General features: G+C 66.8%; 16 protein-coding genes. 8 read left to right on the top strand and 8 right to left on the bottom strand.

Annotation, left to right across the window (positions count from 1 at the left end; genetic code table 11):
- Nucleotides 1-34 precede the first annotated feature (34 nt).
- Both LIG30_RS04960 and LIG30_RS04955 read left to right on the top strand, forming a co-directional pair.
- Entirely contained in the window at nucleotides 35-412 is a 378-nt protein-coding gene (locus LIG30_RS04960) for a DUF6232 family protein (protein ID WP_038710148.1), read from the top strand.
- 80 nt (nucleotides 413-492) lie between these two features.
- Nucleotides 493-720, top strand: coding sequence for a hypothetical protein (locus LIG30_RS04955; protein ID WP_038710147.1), 228 nt, complete (start codon nucleotides 493-495; stop codon nucleotides 718-720).
- Between the two features lie 6 nt (nucleotides 721-726).
- On the opposite strand, the gene LIG30_RS04950 is transcribed toward LIG30_RS04955, so the two are convergent.
- From LIG30_RS04950 to LIG30_RS04930, 6 genes are all read right to left on the bottom strand, one after another.
- On the bottom strand, nucleotides 727-1,338 hold the full coding sequence (locus LIG30_RS04950; protein WP_038710146.1) for a trimeric intracellular cation channel family protein: 612 nt from the start codon (nucleotides 1,336-1,338) through the stop codon (nucleotides 727-729).
- 324 nt (nucleotides 1,339-1,662) lie between these two features.
- Nucleotides 1,663-2,829, bottom strand: coding sequence for a YVTN family beta-propeller repeat protein (locus LIG30_RS04945; protein ID WP_038710143.1), 1,167 nt, complete (start codon nucleotides 2,827-2,829; stop codon nucleotides 1,663-1,665).
- Between the two features lie 58 nt (nucleotides 2,830-2,887).
- On the bottom strand, nucleotides 2,888-3,703 hold the full coding sequence (locus LIG30_RS04940; RefSeq protein WP_038710141.1) for a creatininase family protein: 816 nt from the start codon (nucleotides 3,701-3,703) through the stop codon (nucleotides 2,888-2,890).
- A 284-nt stretch (nucleotides 3,704-3,987) separates the two neighbouring features.
- A complete protein-coding gene (locus LIG30_RS04935; RefSeq protein ID WP_038710140.1) occupies nucleotides 3,988-6,537 on the bottom strand; it encodes an EAL domain-containing protein in 2,550 nt (849 codons plus the stop codon).
- A 557-nt stretch (nucleotides 6,538-7,094) separates the two neighbouring features.
- Nucleotides 7,095-7,259, bottom strand: coding sequence for a hypothetical protein (locus tag LIG30_RS26960; RefSeq protein WP_200929637.1), 165 nt, complete (start codon nucleotides 7,257-7,259; stop codon nucleotides 7,095-7,097).
- A gap of 270 nt (nucleotides 7,260-7,529) precedes the next feature.
- Nucleotides 7,530-7,949: an HIT family protein gene (locus LIG30_RS04930; RefSeq protein WP_038710138.1), complete on the bottom strand. Its 420-nt coding sequence runs from the start codon at nucleotides 7,947-7,949 to the stop codon at nucleotides 7,530-7,532.
- 250 nt (nucleotides 7,950-8,199) lie between these two features.
- On the opposite strand from LIG30_RS04930, the gene LIG30_RS04925 reads away from it, so the two are divergent.
- Both LIG30_RS04925 and LIG30_RS04920 read left to right on the top strand, forming a co-directional pair.
- Nucleotides 8,200-9,378 carry a hypothetical protein gene (locus LIG30_RS04925; protein WP_235510194.1) on the top strand — a complete coding sequence of 393 codons (1,179 nt, stop codon included), beginning with the start codon at nucleotides 8,200-8,202 and terminating at the stop codon, nucleotides 9,376-9,378.
- A gap of 297 nt (nucleotides 9,379-9,675) precedes the next feature.
- The gene (locus tag LIG30_RS04920) at nucleotides 9,676-11,085 is read left to right on the top strand and encodes a serine hydrolase domain-containing protein (RefSeq protein ID WP_038710136.1); all 1,410 of its coding nucleotides are present in this window, start codon (nucleotides 9,676-9,678) and stop codon (nucleotides 11,083-11,085) included.
- Between the two features lie 114 nt (nucleotides 11,086-11,199).
- Here LIG30_RS04920 and LIG30_RS04915 read toward each other — a convergent pair whose 3' ends face one another.
- On the bottom strand, nucleotides 11,200-12,270 hold the full coding sequence (locus LIG30_RS04915) for a rhodanese-like domain-containing protein (protein ID WP_038710201.1): 1,071 nt from the start codon (nucleotides 12,268-12,270) through the stop codon (nucleotides 11,200-11,202).
- A gap of 166 nt (nucleotides 12,271-12,436) precedes the next feature.
- Entirely contained in the window at nucleotides 12,437-13,093 is a 657-nt protein-coding gene (locus tag LIG30_RS04910) for a peroxiredoxin (protein ID WP_038710135.1), read from the bottom strand.
- Between the two features lie 544 nt (nucleotides 13,094-13,637).
- On the opposite strand from LIG30_RS04910, the gene LIG30_RS25015 reads away from it, so the two are divergent.
- From LIG30_RS25015 to LIG30_RS04895, 4 genes are all read left to right on the top strand, one after another.
- Nucleotides 13,638-13,892 carry a hypothetical protein gene (locus LIG30_RS25015; RefSeq protein WP_235510193.1) on the top strand — a complete coding sequence of 85 codons (255 nt, stop codon included), beginning with the start codon at nucleotides 13,638-13,640 and terminating at the stop codon, nucleotides 13,890-13,892.
- A gap of 149 nt (nucleotides 13,893-14,041) precedes the next feature.
- Nucleotides 14,042-16,150 (top strand): Agd3-related carbohydrate deacetylase, encoded by a 2,109-nt coding sequence (locus LIG30_RS04905; protein WP_235510192.1) that lies wholly within the window; start codon nucleotides 14,042-14,044, stop codon nucleotides 16,148-16,150.
- Nucleotides 16,151-16,317: 167 nt separating this feature from the next.
- Nucleotides 16,318-16,755: a GFA family protein gene (locus LIG30_RS04900; RefSeq protein ID WP_038710132.1), complete on the top strand. Its 438-nt coding sequence runs from the start codon at nucleotides 16,318-16,320 to the stop codon at nucleotides 16,753-16,755.
- A gap of 2 nt (nucleotides 16,756-16,757) precedes the next feature.
- Entirely contained in the window at nucleotides 16,758-17,666 is a 909-nt protein-coding gene (locus LIG30_RS04895; protein ID WP_038710130.1) for an HTH-type transcriptional regulator ArgP, read from the top strand.

The following is a 17,666-nucleotide window of genomic DNA, read 5'->3' as shown; positions in this document are numbered from 1 at the left end:
TGCTACGCTCGCCTTTTCGTCCAGGCGAGACACGATGGAAAACGCTTTCAACGAACGGGGGGTGACGGTCACGCGCAATGGCCTGTCCGCGGCCGGGCAGATCTTCGCGCTGCGTGACATTCTCGGCGTCGAGGTCGTCACGATTCAGAAAGACAAGGTCATGCCGGCGAGCATCTCGCTGATCGGCACCGCCGTCACGGCCGCTGGCGCCGTTTACAGTTCCAGCGCCGCGCTCGTCGTCGGCGTGATGCTGGCCGTCGTCGGGTATCTCACGTGGAAGTCGCAGGACGTCACGTACCGGCTCATCGTCAACACGGCAGCCGGCAAGCGCGAAGCGCTGTCGAGCGTCGATCACGATTTCGTCGACCGCGTCGCGCGCGTCGTGCGCGACGCACAGGCCGCGGCCGCCTGACGGTCCGCGCCGCCATCCCCCTGCGAGCGCCTAGTATGAAAAGATCGGCGCGCGGCGCCGCATCGTCCGTGGAGGCTCGCATGAACGCTCAATCGCTGTCCGGTATGCTCCGTGCGCAGGAACTGCTGCTCGTCTCGATGATTCGCGCGCTGCCGCCCGACACGCGCCGCGCGCTCGGCGACGCGTTCGCGCAGCAGATCGCATTCGCGGAAAGCGAGCATCTCGACACCCCCGGCGAACCCGAGATGCGCGATGCGTTCATCGCACACGCGCGCAATCTGCTGATCCGGCTCGAAACGCTGTCCTGACGGCGTTCAGCGCTCGACGTCCGCGACGCTGAAGACCCGCATCCGCCAGTCGAATCGCACGGCGAGCATCCGCATCGCAAAGCCGGCCACGAGTGCGATCACGGTGGCGAGCCCGCCGTCGACGCCCAGATGCCCCAGGGCGACGTACAGCGCGCCCGTGAAGAACGCGACGCTCGCATACAACTCCTCGCGCAGGATGAGCGGCATCTCGTTGCACAGCAGATCGCGCAGCATGCCGCCGCACGCGCCGGTGATCGCCCCTGCCAGCACGACGATGAACGGCGCGTTGCCGGTGGACGCGCCGATATCGCAGCCGATGATCGAGAACGCCGCGAGGCCGACGGCGTCGACCGTGACGAACAGCGTCTTCATCCGCGCGAGCGGGCGCGCTGTCCACGACGCGAACGTCGCGGCGGCCAGCGTGATGGCCAGATATTCCGGATGCGCGATCCATCCGAGCGGATAGTGCCCGAGCAGCACGTCGCGCACCGTGCCGCCGCCGAGCGCGGTCACCGCGCCGACGAGCGCCAGGCCGAAACGGTCCATGCCGCGCCGCATCCCCATCAGCGCGCCCGACATCGCCTCCGCGACGATTGCGATCAGATAAAGCGTATGCATCGTGCGTGCCCTCAGTCGCCGGTGCGAAGCAGCGCGGGCAGGCGGCCGGATGCGGACGCGGAGGTTGGGTTCGGCGGGAAAGAGGCGCTGCGGTCGGTCATGTCGGAATCCTGCTTCGATGCGGCAAGCGGCGGGCGGTCCAGCACCGCCGCCGCTTGCAAAAGGCGCGCATTGTCGAAGGGATGCCGGGAAACCGGAACAATCCTAAGCCGATCTTTGGCTGGCTAAATTTTATTCAGGATGTCGCAGGCGATTGCGGGCCGGCGGCTGGCCACGCCCGCCCCGCCCGCCGGAAATCGATAACGGGCTACCGTTACCGTCCACTCACCGCATGTTGCCGGTGTGACCAAGCGAATAGCGGCCCGGTTGCGGCCACACGGTCAGGCCGTGCGGCTCCATGCCCACCGGAATCGACTTCACCGCCCCCGTCGTCGTGTCGATCGCGTACACGACGTCGTCGAACCGGCCGGACAGCCACAGCGTCTTGCCGTCGGCGCTCACGTTGCCCATGTCGGGACTGCCGCCGCCCGGGATCGGCCAGGTCACGATCACCTTGCGCGTCGCGAAGTCGATCACCGACACGCTCCCCTTGCCGTGGCGCGGGCCGTGAACGAGGTTCGAGCCGCGATTCGCGACGTACAGCTTCGTGCCGTCACGGCTCGGATACAGCCCGTGCGTGCCGACGCCCGTCTTGACGAAGCCGATCTTCGTGAAGCTGTCGCCGTCGATGAGGAACACGCCATCGGCCATCATGTCGGCGACATAGAACACCTTACCGTCGGGCGCGATGCGAATGTCCTGCGGCATGCCTTTCCTGTTGACCTCCAGATAGCCGACGACCTTGCGGTTGACCAGGTCGATCTTGGCGAGCTGCCCGCCGAATTCGCAGGTGAACAACGCGTACTTGCCGTCGATCGAGAAGTCGGCGTGGTTGATGCCCTTGCAGTTGGGCACGTCGAGGCTCGACTTCAGCACCATCGTGTGCGGATCGCGAAAATCGAGCCGCGCGTGCGCTTCGGCCACGACGATCGCATCCTTGCCGTCGGGCGTGAAGTACATGTTGTACGGATCGTCGACCAGCAGCGCCTTGCCGGGCTTGCCCGTCTTCGGATCGATCGGCGTCAGGCTGCCGTCGGGCCGGCCCTCGGCATTGTTCGCGACCCACAGCGTGCGCAGGTCCCACGCGGGCACGACGTGCTGCGGGCTGTAGCCGACCGGGAACTTGTCGACGACCTTGTACGTGGCCGAGTCGATCACGTAGACGTCGTTCGAACGCAGGTTGGGCACGTAGACGCGCGCAGGCACGCCCGCTGTCGCGGGGCTCATGCGGCCCGCCTGCGCTTCGCTGTACAGGTTGGCCGGATTGACCACCGGCGGCATGCCCGGCACGGAAGCGATGGCATCGGCCGCCGAGGCGCCGGCGCTGTAGCCCGCCAGCGCGACGGCAGCGGCGGATGCAATGCGGGAGAAACGCCGAAAACTCTGTCGCATGAGAATGTCCCTGATTGGATGGGTGGAATGACGGAATGCGGGGAAGGCCGCGGCGCCGTCAGCGGCCCGCGGTTGCCTTCCGGATGGCGTCGATGGTGCGCGACACGATCGCGTCGGTGCCCAGCTTGCCGAGCTCGGCGGTCGAGTGCCGCGGATCGCCGCCGTAGACACCGTCGGCGGCGCCCGGCTGGGGCGCGTCGCGCAGGCGGTCGAGCCTGACCATCTGCGGCGCGACGGCGAGCTGAAGCGACGTGTCGGCCAGCCCGGCGTGCGTGCCGATCTGGTTGTCCGGCACGCCGTGCTGACGGAGCAGTTGCGCGTAGCCGTCCGAACTCGCGCCGTAGTATTCGGGCGGAACGAACGCGCGGGCGCCCGAGCTGGCCCAGGCGGCGTTCAGTTGCGCAACCGTGTGCTGGATGTCCTTCTGGTAGCCGCCGTGATCGCCGAGAAACACGATGTTCCTGAAACCGTGGACACGGAAGCTGTTGGCCGCCGACGCGAGGGTCCTTTCGAAGACGTCGTCGGGGACGGTGATCGTGCCGGGGAACCGCATGTGCGACGTCGGCGGCGCATAGCCGCCCTCCGGCACATACGCGATGACGGGCGCGACGATCGCGTTGCCGACGCCCCGCGCGATGCGCTCGGACAGCGCCTTGACCCGCGCGTTGTGCTTGCCGAGCGCGACATACGGCCCGCTTTGCTCGGTGCCGCCGATTGGAATGATGATCGTGGTCTTGCCCGCGTGGATCTCGTCGCGCAGTTCGGTCCACGTCAGGTCTTCCAGCTGTACCGTGCCGGAAGCCTGCGCGGCTGCGGCCTGCGCGAGCGCGAAGACGACGGCCGCCACGGCAGCCCGGAACACAATGCGTTTCATTGCGGAGCCTCGAAGATGTAGAACGGTCACGGCGAAGCATATAGCGGCGTGGTAACTTCCGCCCCGTTCGACATCAACGAATTCCGCACTTCCGCAGTTGACGTGAAAGCGCGCGGCACCTGAGACATGCCGTCGCACCCCCGTGGCGCGCCATGCGCGGCGCGGCCGTCGCGAAGCGCGCCGGCATGCGCCGGGCTCCGCGCGCCTTCCGCCCCGCTACCGGCAGGACCCCGAAAAGTTAGCGCTCACTCACGAAAACCGGAGCGGCGCCCGCGCGCGCACGTTCACTTGGCGAGCAGTTCTGCCGCACGAGCGGCTCCGACCGACGCGCCGCCTTCGGCGCGGCTCAGCGAACTCTCGACCAGCTGCTCCGCCGGCTGCGGCCGCCCCAACAGGAACCCTTGCACCTGGTGACAGCCGATCTCCTGAAGGAACGCCAGCTGCTCCTTCGTCTCGACGCCCTCCATGACGACGTCGAGGCCGAGCGCGCGCCCCATCGCGACGATCGCGCGCACGATCGCGCCGTCCGGGCTGCTGCCCGAGCCGCTGTCGGCGAGAAACGACCGGTCGATCTTCAGCGTATCGACCGGCAGATCCTTCAGGTACGCAAGCGACGAATAGCCGGTGCCGAAATCGTCGATCGCGAGGCTGATCCCCCGCCCCGCCAGCTCGCGAAGCAGGATGCCGATCTCCTCGCGCGTGTTCATCGCCATGCTTTCGAGCAGTTCGAGCTGCAGGCGCTCGGGCGGCAACGCGGTCTCGCTGAGAATCCGGGTCAGATCGATCAGGAAGCTGTCGGTGAAGCACTGCCTCGCCGACAGGTTCACCGCCATGCGGCCGAACTCGAAACCGTCGTCGAGCCACCTGCGTGCCTGCTGGCACGCTTCGCGCAGCACCCACCGGCCGATCGGCACGATCAGCGCGGATTGCTCCGCGAGCCCGATGAAGTCACCCGGCGGCACGAACCCCTTGTGCGGATGCCGCCAGCGCAGCAGCGCCTCGACGCCGACGATCCGGCCGCTCGTCAGATCGTATTGCGGCTGGTAAAAAAGGCAGAATTCGTTCTGCTCGAGCGCACGATGCAGTTCGCCGAGCGTTTCGAGCTGCTCCATCGCCGACGACGTCATCTTGCTCTCGAAGAACTGGAAGACATTCCTGCCCCGGCTCTTCGCGCCGTACATCGCCTGATCGGCGAGCAGCATCAACTGCTCGGCCTCGGTGCCGTCGTCCGGATAGATGCTGATGCCGATGCTCGGTGTCACAAAGATGTCGCGGCCGCCGATATCGATCGCCCGCCCCACTTCATCCAGCAGCTTGCGCGCGATCCGCCCGACGTCGCGGACATCGTCGAATTCCTCGAGCACGAGCGCAAATTCGTCTCCGCCCATGCGCGCCACCGTGTCGCTCGCGCGCACGCCCGCGTTGACCCGCTCGGCCACCACCTTCAGCACTTCGTCGCCGGCGTTGTGGCCCAGGGTGTCGTTGACCAGCTTGAAGCGGTCGAGATCGAGATACATCACCGCGACCTTGCGGCCACGCCGCTTGCCGTGAACGATCGCGCGCTCGAGCCGCTCCTCGAACAGCGCGCGGTTCGCGAGCCCGGTGAGCACGTCGTGCGTGGCGAGGTAGCCGAGCCGCTCCTCGGCCTGACGCCGCTGGGTGATGTCGGAGAAGATCGCCGCGTAGTTCGAGATCTGGCCTTCGTTGTCGCGAATGCTCGTGATCGTCAGGTATTCGAGGAACAGCTCGCCGGTTTTCTTGCGGTTCCAGATCTCGCCTTGCCAGTGGCCGTCGGTCGTGAGCGAATGCCAGAGATTCTTGTAGAAGTCCGGCGTCTGGCGGCCGGAACTCAGCAGGCTCGGGTCGCGCCCGACCACCTCCTCCTCGGTGTACCCGGTCAGGCGCGTGAACGCCTGATTCACGCGCTCGATCCTGGCGTGCCGGTCGGTCACCATGATGCCTTCGAGCGCCGACTCGAACACCCGGTCCGCCATGCGCAGGTTGAAGCGCGCGAGGCCGAGCGCTTCGTCGCGCTCGCGCAACGCGCTGCGAAGCTCGTTCACGTATTCGTGCTCGATGTTCTGCAGCACGTCCGCATAACAGAGCAGCCCGGTCAGGTTGCCGTGGTCGTCGTGAATGCCGATATGGCGCATGTTCTGCTGCACCATGTAGCGCTGGGCCGCATACAGGCTCTGCTTCGCCGCCAGCGTCTGCAGCGGCTTGCTCGCGTGCTCGCCGACAGTGCCCTGCACGCCGTCCCCGGCAATCAGCCGGACGACGTCGCGCTCGGTCAGGATGCCCTGCTCGCCATCGTCGTAGTCGACCACGACGGCATCGAGCTTCTGCGCGCGCATCCGCGCGACCACGTCATGCAGCGCGGCACGCCCGGGCACCTTGACGGGCGAATGGACGCGGATCGATTCGATGGACTTCAGGCGCAGGAAGAACTCGGCCCCCTGGTTCAGGACGACGTCGGTCTGGCTCAGCACGCCGATCGCCGCGCCGTCCCTGACGACCACGAAGTGACGGACACCTGACTGCTTGAACCTCACCGCCGCTTCGCCGAGGGAGGTGTTCGCCTCCAGCGTCAGCACGGGGCTGCTCATCACTTCGCCGATCGGCCGGTCGAGCGCCCGGGGGGTGTCCCCGGCGGCCAGCGCATCCTGCTCGGTCCAGATGCCGATGGCCTTGCCGTCCTCCACCACGACGATCGAACTGCAACGCTCGGCGAATATGCGCCGCGCGACATCCCGCACCGGCGTGGTACGCGTGCAGGAAAGCATCTGGCGCGCAACGAGGCGCGCGATGGGGACATCGTAGCTGCTTGGATACATTCTCAGACCAAAGGCGGTAAACCCTCATGGGCGAATATCGATCCGACAACGAGCGGGCTCGCGCGCCGCGGCAAGCGGCATGCGCGCGCGCCGTCGACGGCCGCGGATCCATTGATCTCGCAAACAGGAAAAATTGACCGATTGTCGGCGCGTCCCGGCAACGGACGCGACGCACTGGCCTCGATAACGCGCATCGTTCGCGTCGCCGGCTTTTCACCTGGCGAACGATGCCGCAAATTTGACGATCCCGTGTTGACCTGATTCGCCTCGGGCCACATACACCACGAGGCAACCATTCCGGGTTAACGACGAGTGCGACAAAGAATTGAGTGCCGCGACGACGCGCGAATCGCGCGCTGGTGCGTTGATCGGCAACGACAGCATTCACTTGTCTGACAAGAACCAGGACGATTCTCGCAAAAAATGCCCGACGTTGCAGCATGCCCGTTCGTCATCATGCGACGTGGATCGCGGCCGGCTCGGTACCGCCACCGGATCAGTCTCCAGGTCCGGGCAAAGTACGCGTCGCATTCGTCGCCGAACTGCGAGCCTACGCGCTAGCGAACGCGAAACGCCCCGCCGATGCCGATACTGACGGGCGGCGCGTAATAGGCCGGCGCGTAGCCGTAGTACCCGGGCGCGGGCGCATAACCGTACGGCGGGGCGACGACACAGCCGCACAGGCCGCTGATCAGGGCAAAGGTAATGAGAAGTCTGGACATCGGCTGGCTCCCAACGGGTGGGACGAACGGAACGCGGCAAGATTCGGCCCTGTCATCACGCGAGACGGGCCGGACACGAGACCGCGTGCGCCCCGTCATCGCAGGATGAAGAGGTGGGCCGAGTGTAGCGCGGGGGCTTTTGCGCCGGGTTTCGTCAGTGGTTACAGGTGTTACGCGCCGTAACCGCGCACGCAAACGTAGGGATGCCGAAGGGCTGACCGGGCGCGCTCGCCCGTGCGGACCGGTCAGGATTCCAGTCGATGCGCGCCGTTACGCGAGACGCGCGCGAATGCGCTCCGCGAAGGCTTCGAGCGTCGCGGCGTCGGCGACCTCGCGCGCGTGCATGCGCAGCGCAGCGCCTTCCCAGCGCGGAATCACGTGAAAGTGAACATGGGGAACGGTCTGGCCGGCGGCGCGTCCGTTGAACTGCCCGATGAACAGGCCGTCCGGCTGCAGCGCGTCGCGCACCGCGATCGCGATGCGCTGCGTCATGCGCATGCTCGCGGCCGCCGAGTCGGCCGACAGATCGAAGATCTCGGCGGCAGGCTCCTTCGGAATGACGAGGACGTGCCCGTCGGCCTGCGGCATCAGGTCCATGATGACGAGCGTGGCGTCGTCCTCGGCCACCTTGATGCACGGCAGGTCGCCGCGGAGGATCCTGGCGAACGGGTTGGTGTTGTCGTAGGACATGGCGTTTTCGTAGGTCGGTTTCCGGGTTGGCGATGTGTTTCCGGTCGATTATCGGCCGATGCCGGCAGGAATTTCAACTGACCAGCGGCCGGGTGGCGCGCGGTTGCGCCCGGCCCCGGCGGAATAAGACCGGGCCGCCATCCGTTTACAGACAGCGACGGCGCGCGCCGAAACGGCGCGCGTCATCGCCGGCGCCCGTCGCTGCGCTGGCCGGCAGCCGGGCCGATTCCCTCCGACATGGAGTCACGCAATGAACGCTCCGCACCCCTATTCCGCCCAGGACCCGCCCGCTCGCGCGGTGCACGCGCCGACCATCGCGCGCCTGTCCCATGCCGTCGCCCGCGCGTTGCGGCAGGCGACGTTCGGCGCCGGCATCCTGGCGCTGTCGGCCGCGTCCGCATGGTCCGGCAGCGATGAGGCCATCATCCCGCAGTCGTCGGTGATCGCATCCACGGTTCCCGCCAACGGCGACCTGAATCCTTACGGCATCGCATTCGTGCCGGGCGGCGTTCCGCCGTGGAGCACCCTGAAGCCGGGCGACGTCGTCGTGTCCAACTTCAACGGGACAGCCAACCTGCAGGGCACCGGGACGACGATCGTGAAGCTCGTTCCCGGCGCCGGCAACACGCCGCTGACCTTCTTCCAGGGCAGCAACCTGGGCCTCACCACCGCGCTCGCGGTGCTCAGGAGCGGCTTCGTGCTGGTCGGCAACCTGCCGACTACGGACGGCACCACGAACACGCTCGGGGCGCCCTCCCTGCTCGTCATCAATCCGCAAGGCCGCCTCATCGCCACGCTGACCTCGAAGACGCTGCTCGACGGCCCCTGGGATCTCACCGTCATCGATCACGGCCGGCGCGTGACCGCATTCGTGTCGAACGTGCTGAACGGCACCGTATCGAGAATAGAACTCAAGATCGACGACGATGGCGCCACGATGCTGCCGAATTCGCTCGTCATCGCGTCCGGATACACGTTTCGAACCGATCCCGCCGCGCTCGTCGTCGGGCCGACGGGGCTGGCGTACGACCGCGACCGGGACGTGCTTTACGTCGCATCCACGGGCGACAACGCGGTGTTCGCGATTCAGAATGCCGCATCGACGTCGCGCAATGGCGGCGTCGGACGCATGATCTATTCCGACTCCGTCCATCTCCACGGGCCGCTGGCGCTCGCGCTCGCGCCGAACGGCCATCTCGTCACGGCGAACGGCGACGCGGTCAATCCCGATCCGCAGCAGCCGAGCGAGATCGTCGAATTCACCGTCGATGGGCGATTCATCGCGCAGATGCAGGTCGATTCCGTGCCGGGCGCGGCGTTCGGACTCGCGTTCGGGCGCGGCAGCAGGGGGCAGTCGGAGTTTGCGACCGTCGACGACAATACCAATAGCGCAACCATCTGGACGTTGCGTCCGCAGGACGGCCACTGACGCGACAGGCGTGAGCCGCCGGCGGTGGCGCGCCGGCGGCTCGCGTGCATCCAGGCGGCCCGCGCCCGCCGCCAGCGACGCGGGCAACGCCGGACTTTCTGCCGGGGGACGCCACCGGCGTCGAGCGGATGACACATTTCGTTTGCATGCTCGGGCCTGCCGATGCATGCGCGACATGCCGCTGCGACGCCGGCACCTGCTTGCCGCCGACATTTTTCCCGCCGAACCTGCGACACTTCCCGTTCGGCCCCTGCCCTCGCCGCCGCGTCAGCGGCACGCAACCGGGATCACGCGCGTATGCCACCACATCTCAAGCGACTGACTCGATGGAGCGTCATGCTCGTCCTTCTGGCTGCCTTCGGCTACGCCGGATACCTGCTGTCCCGGCTCGCACCCATCGGCACCGCGTACGCGGCCAAGACCCTGTGCTCCGGCGTGTTCGTTTCCGGACGTCCGGCCGCCACGGTGATCGACGAGGACATCATGGCGGGCGTGCATCCGCTCCTCAAGCTGGTCGACGCGTCGGTCGACGCGCCCCGCCGGCTGGCCCGCGCGAGCTTCGTCGGCCTCGCCGTGCGCGAAGCGGTGTTCCGGCCCGGACTCGGCTGCACGTTGTCGCTCGGCGCGCTGGACGCCGCGCTGCCGGCCGGCAACGGTGCCGCATCGAATCCGCCGCTGCCGCAACGCGCCGCGGCCGTCGCCGTCGCCGCGCCGCCCGGCGTGGACGCACGCAAGCTGAAAGCGGCGATCGACAGCGCGTTCGCCGAGCCGAACCCGGCCGAGCCGCGCCGCACGCGCGCGGTGGTCGTGATGTATCGCGGCCACGTGATCGCCGAGCGCTACGCGCCCGGCATCACGGCCGACATGCCGCTGCTCGGCTGGTCGATGACGAAGAGCGTCACGGGGGCGCTGGCGGGCGTGCTCGTGAAGGAAGGCAAGCTCGCGGTCGGTGCGTCGGCGCTGTTGCCCGAGTGGAGCGCGAACGGCGATGTGCGCGCGCGCATCACGCTCGACGAGTTGCTTCGCATGACGAGCGGCCTGCAATTCAACGAGGACTACGACGATCCGTTGTCCGATGTGGCGGTCATGCTCTTCACGCAGGCCGACGCATCGGGATTCGCCGCGAACAAGCCGCTCGTGTCGCCGCCCGGCACACGCTGGCGGTATTCGAGCGGCACCACCGCGATTCTCGCGCGCGTGCTGTACGACGCGCTCGCCGAGCCGGAGGCCGACTATCTGCAATTCCCGCGCCGCGCGCTGTTCGCGCCGCTCGGCATGCGGACCGCCGTGTTCGAGCCCGACGCCGCCGGCATGCTGGCGAGCGCGTCGTTCATGTATGCGAGCGCACGCGACTGGGCACGGTTCGGGCAATTCCTGCTGCAGGACGGCACATGGGCAGGCAAGCGTCTGCTGCCCGACGGATGGGTGCGTTACATGACGCGCGCGACGCCGCAGGCGCCGCGACAGGACTTCGGCGCGCATCTGTGGGTAAAGGTGCCCGAGCCGTTCAACAGCCACCTGTCGCCTGCGCCGGCGTTGCCGCGCGATGCGTTCCATGCGGCCGGACACGAAGGCCAGTTCGTCAGCGTGATCCCGAGCAGGCAGCTGGTGGTAGTTCGCCTCGGCCTCACCCGCCCGGAATCCGCATGGGATCACGAGGCGTTTCTCGCGCGGGTGCTTGAAGCCTTTCCGGCCGGCAGCCGCTGAACGACGCGGCGCGAACGCCCTCGCGCCGCTGTCGGATGGGCCGCTGCGCCACCTGCCCGCGTGGGCTGCGCCGTGATTCGCTTGCACGATGCCGGCATAGCGCGAGCGCCCCAGCTATGCACGGCCGTTCGCGACGATGCGCCCCTCCGCCCGCCAGCGCAGCATGCCGCCCGCGAGATTGGCGACCGATTCGAATCCCGCCTGGCGCAGGATCACGGTCGCTTGCGCGGACCGGCCGCCCGCCCGGCACACGGTGACGACGGGCCGCTCCCGCGCCAGCTCGCCGGCCCGCCCGGCCAGTTCGCCCAGCGCAATCAGGCGCGCGTCCGGAATGTGCCCGAGCGGCCCGTCGAATTCCGCCGGCTCGCGCACGTCGACGATCTGCACCGCGTCCAGATGATCCTCGAGCCATTGCGGGTTGATCTCCCAGATCCCGGCGAACGTATACGCGAGCGGCGCCCAGCCCGGCTCGGCCAGTTCCCCGGATGCGTGCGCCGCGAAGCCGCATTTCAGGTTCGCCGGCACCGCGACATCGATCTGCCGTGGATGCGGCAAGCGCAGGTTCGCCATGTAGCCGGCGAAGTCGTCCTCGCTGAGATCGCCGCCGAGGCGCGGATTGAAGCGCCGCTCCTCGCCGACGCTGGTCGCCGTCAGCCCGCGATAATCGTGCGCCGGATACAGCAGGCAGCGCTCCGGCAGCGTGAAGATCCTGCTGTGGATTGCCCGGTACATCGCGCGCGGGTCACCCTGCTGGAAGTCCGTGCGGCCGGTTCCGCGGATCAGCAGGCAATCGCCGGTGAACGCCATCGATTCGTCGTCGAGCACGAGCGTGATGCACCCGCTCGTATGCCCGGGCGTCTCGCGCACGCTCAGGTAGCGGCCACCGAACGCGCACCGGTCGCCGTCGCGCAGATAGCGGTCCGCGCCGGCCGCGCCGCTCGCCGCCGATATCGCGATCTGGCTGCCGGTGCATTGCTTCAGCATCCATGCGCCCGTCACGTGGTCGGCGTGCACGTGCGTGTCGATGGTCACGCGCAGCTGCAATCCCAGTTCCTCGATCAGCGCCGCATCCCGGCGCGCCTGCTCGAATACCGGATCGATCAGCACGGCCTCCCGGCTGACGCGATCGGCAAGAAGATACGTGTAGGTGGACGATTGCAGATCGAAAAGCTGTCGGAAGATCACCACGATGTCGCTCCGTTTCCCCCATCCTCATTGCGTTCGAAGCCTGCGGCGCGACCGCGCCGCAGGCCGTTGCCTGACGATTGCCGGCGCGAGCCAGACGCGCCCGCGCATTCGCAGCGGCGCGGCACGCGCGCCGCGCTGCGAACCCGCGTCCCGGCGCGCCGCTTCAGCGCGGCTGCGTCACGTACCGCAGATAGGGCTTCAGCGTCTTGAACCCTTGCGGATACTTCTGCTTCGCATCGTCGTCGGAGACGGACGTCGGAATGATGACGTCGTCGCCCGGCTTCCAGTTCACCGGCGTGGCGACCGTGTGCTTCGCGTTCAGTTGCAGCGCATCGAGCAGGCGCAGCACTTCGTCGAAATTGCGGCCCGCGCTCATCGGATACACCAGCATCGCCTTGACCTTCTTGTCAGGGCCGATCAGGAACACGGAACGCACCGTCGCGTTGTCCACCGCGGTGCGCGGCCCGCCACCGCTCGCGTTCGGGTGAATCATGTCGTACAGCTTCGCAACGTTCAGGTCGGCGTCGCCGATCAGCGGATAGTTGATCGCGTGCCCCTGCGTCTCCTCGATGTCCTTCACCCATTTCTGGTGATCGCTGACGGGATCGATGCTGAGCCCGATGATCTTCGTGTTGCGCTTGTCGAATTCCGGCTTGAGCCCTGCCATGTAGCCCAGCTCGGTCGTGCAGACAGGCGTGAAATCCTTCGGATGCGAGAACAGGATCGCCCAATGGTCGCCGATCCATTCGTGAAAACGGATCGTGCCCTCGGTGGTTTCGGCGGTGAAATCGGGCGCTTCTTCTCCTAGTCGAATCGACATTTTCTTCCTCCATGGGTGGGTGCATCACGGCGCCGCCGCCCGCACGGGCGCGGCCCGCGATCGTGCCGGCGCGGGACAACGTGGCACGCGGGACCTCCCGCGCGCTGTTCTAGCGTAGATCAAATTGGGCGGTTCACCGGCATCGGCGCGCGGGATGTCGGCCGCGCCGGCACGCCGCCTCCTCCGCATGAGTCGCGCGTGAAACATTTTCGCGCTTTTTCTTGCTCGGACCCGCCGGCGAATTTCCAAATTTACCCATTGAATCAATACGTTGCCGTCAGTGGCACATTACTGGCTTGCATCACATCGCAGGTTCGAGCGACCGCACCGGCGGCATCGCGGTGACGCCTCGCCCGCAACAGGCGAACGTGCGCACGGCTGCCAGGCAGCGCCGGAGCGCGTATCGCCATTTGCGCGCAAGGCTCGCACGGCTGATCCCGATGAACCCACCCATGCCCGGAACCGAAGCCGCACGCGCGCCGGCAGGGGACATTCACCAACTTTGCAACATATCGAATTACGCCAGCCTGGTCAGGAGGAAACCATGAAAACCCGAGGAACCAATGGGTCGCTACGCGTGTGGAGCGCGACGCTGACCTGCCTGTGTGCGGGATGTGTCGCGGTTGCGGCGATCGGCTCGCCAGCGGCGTTCGCCGCCGGGAAAACACGCCCGGCCGGTCACAACGCGAGCACGCTGCCGTACAAAGGGAACGTACCTTCCAAGCTACCGACGCTGCCGTCCGGCCCGCATCCGAGCGAGGCGAAGAGCACACAGAAAATCACGAAGCAACAACTGTAGGCACCACGCTTACTCATTGTCGGGGGAACGTCCAGTCATTCGATAACCGGAGCGTGAGGTTTGCCATGAGTGCACTACGAACATCATTCCGCCTTCGCGGGCTACTGGCGCGCAGCCTGGCCGTCGCGGGGCTCTGCGCCGCTGCCAACGTGAGCCATGCCGTTCCGACTGGCGCGCAGATCGATCTGAAGGTCCTCGTCCTGAGCAGCACGCAGGCGGGCAATACGCCGGAACTGCAGGCGACGCTGGCAATTCTCGATCGTCTGGGCATTCCCTATGACCCGCTGACATACGACACGAACGCCCCGGCACTGCCGCCGCTCGAATCGGGCACCAACCATGCGAAGTATTCCGGCATCATCATGCCGATCAGCGACGCCCGGTTCATGAACCCGGCCACCAATAACCCGGTTGCGCTGGCGCTGGCGCGCTACCAGTTCAAGTACAACGTACGGCTCGCGAGCATGTATACGTGGCCGGGCGACACAGGCTGCCTGCAGTACGTCGGCTACCGGGATACGACCGGAACGTCGCTGACACAGGCGCTCGGCGCAACGCTTACGGCAACCGGCAAGACGCTCTTCCCGTACATGAACGCCGGCACGAGCGCCGCCAATCCAGTGCCGATTCTGAACGCCTGGACGTACTTCATGACCGCGTTGCCCACGGCCCAGCTGCCGGCCGGCACGACCGTGACGTCGCAACTCCAGGCCACCGGAACGAACAACGTCACGTACTCGGTGGCCGCGACCTGCCTGTTCAACAATACGGCTCCGGTCGCGGGCGACAGCACGTCGCGCGAGATCATGGCGATCTCGTTCGACAACAATCCGTTCCTGATTCATTCGATGACGCTGTCATATGGCATCGTCAACTGGGTCACGCGCGGGCTGTTCGTCGGCAGCCGTCACGTGTACATGGACCCGCAGGTCGACGACCTCGGCATCCCGGACGAGATCTTCCCGTATGCGCAGGACCAGTTTACCGGTAACTGGTACGACGCGAGGACGGGCGCGGCGACCCCTAATAACGCTTGTCCGCTGGGAGGGGTTTCGACGACCACGGGCATGACCGCATGTGAATACCGGATCAGCGGCGCCGAATTCGACAACGCGATGGCCTGGCAGGACAACACCAATGCCAACACCGCGAACGCGGGCGCGCTGAAAATCACGTTCGCCTTCAACGGCTCGGGCTTCGACGTGGCCGACGGCGGGCTCGGCAATTACCCGCCGAGCGGCACCGACACGTTGAGCACCGAGGTTGCCGCAAACGAGTTCGAGTTCAAGTGGATCAACCATACGTACGACCACTTGCTGCTGCAGCCGACGATCACCCCACCGACCACGGTCACGTCCAGCCAGGTGACGTCCGAACTGCAGAACAACGACGCGGTGGCCCAGAGCTTCGGATTCGAGAAGTACAGCAAGTCGGCCATGGTGACGCCTGAGATTTCCGGGCTCTACTACGCGCCGACGCTGAGCGCGCTTCAGTCGTTCGGCGTCAATGTGCTTGTATCCGATTCGTCGAAGCCGACGCCGACGATCGCCCAATCGCCGACCTGCCAGATGACCGATCCGAGCGGAAACCCATGGCCGCTTCCGCCGGCCAATTCCGGCAAGCCCAACTGCCTGTACCCGAAGATCTTCGAGGTCCCGCGCTATGCGACCGCGCTGTTCTACAACGTGTCAGTGCCACAGGATTGGGTCAATGAATACAGTTTCTTCTATGCGAACCCCGGCGGCATGTTCCCGACGTTTCCCGCATCATCCATCAACTACGCCTTTATTCTCGACAAGGTGTCGGACATCCTGCTCAGCTATCTGTTGACCTATGACAACCGCCCGATGATGTTCCACCAGTCGAACCTGCGCACCTTCACCGGGACCAATGGGGCGCAGACCTTCCTGCTTGCCGATCTGCTGAACGCGGTGCTGACCAAGTACAACAAGTACTACAAGAGTCTGCCGATCGTCAGTCCATACCTGTCCGGTGCCGTCAATGCGCCTGCGATGCAACAGTACAGGCTCACCGCGGCGAAAGTGCTGGCAACGCTCAACACGGGTACGACTCCGTCGATCGTGATCAAGGCAACGGTACCGCCGACTGACTCGCTGGACGTCGTGGTACCGCTGACCGGGGTGACGTTCGGCACGTCGACCGAGACGTACGGTGGCCAGAAGATCTCCAACATCCCGCTGCAGAAGGCGGCTGCATACCAATCCGTCACGATCACGCCAGCGCCCGCCTGGCAATAGCATGCCGACAGGCATGACCGCGTCACGGAGGCGCGACCTGTACACGCCCGCCGCAAGGCGGGCGTTTTTTTGTGCACGGCCAGCGCCTTTGGCGCCTCCGTGAATCTGTGAAACAATCCCGCTTCCCCGCCGGATGGAATCCGGCGACTCAGCCAAGGAGCCGATCGATGGTCACTTCGGGAAGCTGCCACTGCGGCAACCTCTCCTTCGCGCTCGACTGGCGCGAAGCCTCGCCGCGCATTGCCGCGCGTTCCTGCACCTGCTCGTTTTGCCGCAAGCATGCCGGCACCTGGACGTCCTGCCCGGCCGGCGCGCTCGACGTCACAGTGAAAGACCCCGCGCGGGTCAACGCTTATGCGTTCGGCACGCACACTGCCCGCTTTCACGTGTGCGGCACGTGCGGCGTCGTGCCGGTCGTGACGAGCGAAGTGGACGGCCGGCTCTACGCGGTCGTCAACGTCAACACGTTCGACGGGGTCGACGCCGCGCTGATCGCGCCGGCCTCGGCCGCCTCCTTCGACGGGGAGGGCACGGACGAGCGTCTCGCCCGCCGCAAGCGCAACTGGATACCGGACGTCGTGTTCCGCCACGTGCCGTCCGCCTGAACATGCCGTTGACGATCGACCCGAAGCAGGCCGCCGCATTGCTGGCCGTCGCCGAGACCGGCAGCTTCGAGCAGGCCGCGTCGCGCCTGCACGTCACCGCCTCCGCCGTCACGCAGCGGGTGCGCGCGCTCGAAACGAGCCTCGGCACACCGCTCGTGCTGCGCACCCGGCCATGCCGGCCGACCGTGTCAGGCCAGCGCGTGCTGCAGCACTTGCGCCGCGTCGCGCTGCTGCAGGCCGATCTGCAGAGCGAAATCGCCGCCGAGCGCCAATTGCCGATTTCCGTCGCGATCGCGATCAATTCCGACAGCCTCGGCACCTGGTTCCTGCCCGCGCTGACCTCGGTGCTGGCCGGCGAGCGCATCCTGTTCGAACTGATCGTCGAGGATCAGGACCACACGTTTTCACTGCTCGAAAGCGGCATGGCGGTTGGCTGCGTGACGACCGAGCCGAAGCCGATGCGTGGCTGCGTCGCGACGCCGCTCGGCACGATGCGCTACCGGCTGCTCGCCGCGTCCGCATTCGCCGCGCGCTGGTTTCCGCGCGGCCTCAATCGCACGAGCGCGCGCCGCGCGCCGGTCGTCGCGTATTCGCGGCGCGACACGCTGCAATCGACGTTCCTGAAGGAGAAGTTCGGCCTGCCCGACGGCGCGTACCCGTGCCACTACGTGCCGGGCACGCACACGCATTTCGCCGCCGTGCGGCACGGGCTCGGCTATGCGATGGTGCCCGAGGCGCTGTTCGACGACGGCCCGCTGGACGGCCAGGGGCTCGTCGATCTCGCTCCCGCCCATCCGACCGACGTCACGCTGTACTGGCACGCGTGGGCCGTGCAGTCGCCGACGATGACGTCGCTGTCCGCACGCGTCGTCGAAGCGGCTCAGCGGCTGCTCGCACCGCTCGCCGGCTGA

Origin of the sequence: Burkholderia sp. lig30 (assembly GCF_000687455.2) — a bacterium.
Classification (GTDB): Bacteria; Pseudomonadota; Gammaproteobacteria; order Burkholderiales; family Burkholderiaceae; genus Burkholderia.
The sequence above is the reverse complement of the archived record's forward strand: the minus strand, read 5'-3'. Positions and strand labels throughout refer to the sequence as shown.